Origin of the sequence: Kitasatospora sp. NPDC007106, assembly GCF_040634455.1 — a bacterium.
In the GTDB taxonomy this organism is placed as follows: domain Bacteria; phylum Actinomycetota; class Actinomycetes; order Streptomycetales; family Streptomycetaceae; genus Kitasatospora; species Kitasatospora arboriphila.
Window position 1 is genome coordinate 1 of record NZ_JBEYFP010000636.1, and the last position, 3,453, is coordinate 3,453.

4 protein-coding genes are annotated in these 3,453 nt (G+C 76.0%); 2 read left to right on the forward strand and 2 right to left on the reverse strand.

What is annotated here, in order from left to right:
• Positions 1–400, forward strand: a 400-nt coding sequence (locus ABZ641_RS29855; RefSeq protein WP_359986754.1) for a MerR family transcriptional regulator, incomplete at its 5' end; no start/stop codon positions are given.
• Between the two features lie 22 nt (positions 401–422).
• On the opposite strand, the gene ABZ641_RS29860 is transcribed toward ABZ641_RS29855, so the two are convergent.
• A complete protein-coding gene (locus tag ABZ641_RS29860; protein ID WP_359986762.1) occupies positions 423–1,727 on the reverse strand; it encodes an MFS transporter in 1,305 nt (434 codons plus the stop codon).
• A 232-nt stretch (positions 1,728–1,959) separates the two neighbouring features.
• A complete protein-coding gene (locus ABZ641_RS29865; RefSeq protein ID WP_359986756.1) occupies positions 1,960–2,421 on the reverse strand; it encodes a MarR family transcriptional regulator in 462 nt (153 codons plus the stop codon).
• Positions 2,422–2,558: 137 nt separating this feature from the next.
• On the opposite strand from ABZ641_RS29865, the gene ABZ641_RS29870 reads away from it, so the two are divergent.
• Entirely contained in the window at positions 2,559–3,401 is an 843-nt protein-coding gene (locus ABZ641_RS29870; RefSeq protein ID WP_359986759.1) for an SDR family NAD(P)-dependent oxidoreductase, read from the forward strand.
• Positions 3,402–3,453 lie beyond the last annotated feature (52 nt).

Here is a 3,453-nt window from a genome sequence, read left to right on the forward strand (position 1 = left end):
GCAGCCGCGGCGCCCGCCGGGGCGTTCCGCGGGCCTGCGGATCGGGGAGGTCGCCGCGCTGCTCGGTGTCCGGACGTCCGCCGTGCGCACCTGGGAGGCGGCCGGCCTGCTGGTGCCTGGGCGGGAGCGGGGCACCGGCTACCGCAGTTTCGGCCCGGCCGACGTCCGGGACGCGCAGGTGACCGCGGTGCTGCGGCGGGCGCACCACGGGCTGCCGCAGATCCGGTCGGTCCTCGACGATCTGCGCCGCACCGGCAGTACCGGCGCCCTGCGGGCCGCGGTGGCGCACCGGCACGCCGCCCTCGACGGGCAGGCGGCGGCGCTGCTGGAGGCGGCCATGCACCTGTCCCGCTGTCTGGGCACCCGTTGTCCGGGCACCCGTTGTCCGGGCACCCGCTGACCTGCGGGAGCCGCGTCGCAGGTCAGTGCTCGGCGGGCCGGGCCGGGACGCAGTACAGGCCGAGGACGGCGGCGGCCAGGTAGGCGGCGGCGCCCACCGCCATGGCGGTGCGCAGGCCCGCGCCGTAGCCGGCCGCGGTGGCGAGCAGCGTGCCGCCGAGGGCGACGCCCGCCGCGCTGCCGATCTGACGGGTGGTGTTGAACAGGGCGGAGGCGGTGCCCGCGTACGCGGCGGGGGCGGCGGTCATCGCGGTGGTGGTCGTGCCGGTGAGGGCGAAGGAGGTGCCGAAGCCGGCGGCCATCATCGGCAGGACGAGCACCGGGTACGCCGGGTCGGGCCCGGCGGCGGCCCAGCCGGCCAGGCCCGCCGCCGCCAGGAGGAGGCCGGTGACCACCAGCGGGCGGTGGCCCGTCCGGCGGGCCAGCCGGCCGGAGAGGACGGAGGCGAACATGGTCATCGCGACTGCGGGGAAGAGCGCGGCGCCGGTGCGCAGTGCGCTCCAGCCGCGCTGGTGCTGGAAGTCCAGGCTGGCGGTGAACACCATGCCGTAGAACGCGAAGTTGAAGAGCAGACCGATCACCGCGGCGCCGCTCAGGGCGCGCGACCGCAGCAGGCGCAGCGGCAGGACGGGTGCGCGGGCCCAGCGTTCGCGGGCCGCGAAGGCGGCCGCGGAGAGCAGTGCCAGGCCGGCCGCGGCCAGCACGGCCGGGTCGGTCCAGCCGCGCCGGCCGGCCTCGTTGAGGGCGGTGGTGAGCAGGGCGACGGTGGCCACGACGGCGCACTGTGCGGGCCAGTCCACCGGGCGGGCGGGGTTGCGCGGCGAGGCGTCGACGTGCCGCAGGGTCAGGGCGAGGCAGGCGGCGCCGACCGGCAGGTTGATCAGGAAGACCCAGCGCCAGCCGACCGAGCTCACCAGGACGCCGCCGAGCAGCGGTCCGGCGGAGGCGGCGATGCCGGCCATGGAGCCCCAGAGTCCGAAGGCGCGGGAGCGGGCGGCGGCCCCGGGGTAGGACTGCTGGAGCAGGGCGAGCGAGCCGGGCACGATGAGCGCGGCGCCGAGGCCCTCGACCAGGCGGGCGGTGACCAGGACGGGGGTGTTCCCGGCGAGTGCGCAGCCGGCCGAGGCGGCGGTGAACACCGTGACGCCGGCGCAGAAGACGCGGCGGTTGCCGAGCCGGTCGCCGAGGGCCCCGCCGGTGAGCAGCAGTCCGGCGAAGACGAGGGTGTACCCGTCGGTGATCCACTGGATGCCGGTGAGCGAGGCGCCGAGCTCCCGGCCGATCACCGGGACGGCGACGTTGATGATCGTCACGTCGAGGATCACCATGAAGTACCCGGCGCACACGGCGAGCAGCGGGGCCCACGAGCGCGGCCCGGCCGTGCCGTCCCGCGCGCCGTCCTCCGTGCGCTGCTGCCGCGGCCCGCCGCCGGGCTTCTCCGTACCCGCCACGCACGCCTTCCGGCCTCGGCCACCTGGACGCGTGCCACCCTACGGGAGGCCGGGGCGGGTGTCCGGGAGGCGGCGCCGGGCCCGTCGTGGAGCGGCGCCGTACGGGGCGTCAGTCCTCCTTGTGGGCCTTGAGCTTGCGCCAGACCGTACCGAGGGCGGCGAGGTCCTGCTGGTCCAGGACGTCGGTGAAGACCGGTGCCAGGCAGGCGCGCCGGGTGGCGTCGGCCTCGGTGAACAGCTCGCGGCCCTGCGCGGTGAGCGCCACCTCGACGGAGCGGGCGTCCCGGGCGGAGGGGGTGCGGGAGACCAGGCCGCGGGCCTGGAGCGCGTCGAGCACCCGGGAGACCTGGCTGCGGCTGAGCATGGTGCTGTTGCCGAGGACGGAGGCGGCGACCGGCTCCTCGCTGTTGGCGAGCCAGAGCATCACCTCGAACCAGGAGACCGGCAGGTCGTGCGCCTTGGTGAGGGCGCGGTCGACGCGCTCGGTCAGTGTGGTGCCGGCCCAGACCAGGCCGTAGAAGGCGTGGTCGGCCTCGGACATCTCCGCCGGGGTGAGCTTCCTGGTCGCCATGGGCGCGATTCTATCGTGCGTGCGTGCACACGCACCTACTTGCGTGCGTGTGCACGCAATGCTTAAGGTGTGTGTGCACACACCGAAGGGGTGCTGCGGCTGCCAGGCCGTCCCCCGCTCCGGAAGGAACCCTCACCATGCCCTCCTCCAAGGTCGTCCTGATCACCGGCACCTCCTCCGGCATCGGCCTCGCCGCCGCCGTCGCCGCCGCGCGGGCCGGCTGGCGGACGGTCGCCACCCTGCGCGACCCCGACCGCGCCGACGCGCTGCGCAAGGCCGCCGCCGAGGCCGGTGTCGAGCTGGACGTCCGCCGGCTCGACGTGGTCGACGAGGCCTCCGTCGCCGCCGTGGTCGACGGGGTGGTCGCCGACCACGGCCGCCTCGACGCGGTCGTCAACAACGCGGGCGCCGGGCACCTCGGCACCCTGGAGAACGAGACCGTCGCGGACGTCCGCGCCGTGATGGAGGTCAACTTCTTCGGCGTCCTCAACGTCTCCAAGGCCGCGCTCCCCCACCTGCGCGCCACCGGCGGCCGGCTGATCACCGTCACCAGCGTCGGCGGCGTCATCGGGCAGCCCTTCAACGAGGCGTACTGCGCCGCCAAGTTCGCGGTCGAGGGCTACATGGAGAGCCTCGCCCCGGTCGCCGCCTCGGTCGGCGTGGCCGTGAGCGTCGTCGAGCCGGGCGCCGTCGCCACCGAGTTCGTCAACAACATCGGCCTCGACCTGGAGGCCGAGGTCGCCGCGGCCGGCCCGTACGCCCCCGCCCTCCGCGCCTACCTCGACCGCACCGTCGCGCAGTTCCTCAACGGCGCGCAGACCCCGGCCGAGGCCGCCGGGACGGTCATCGAGGCGCTGACCGCCGAGCGCCCGCCGCTCCGCCTGCAGACCTCGGACTGGGCCCGCGGCTTCACCGGCACCAAGCTGACCGACCTGGACGGCTCCGCGGTGCTCGGCATGACCGGCAGCTGGGTGGGCTGACCCGCCCGTCCCCGACGCGCCGCAGCGGCGGGCCACCCCTCCTCGGGGCGGC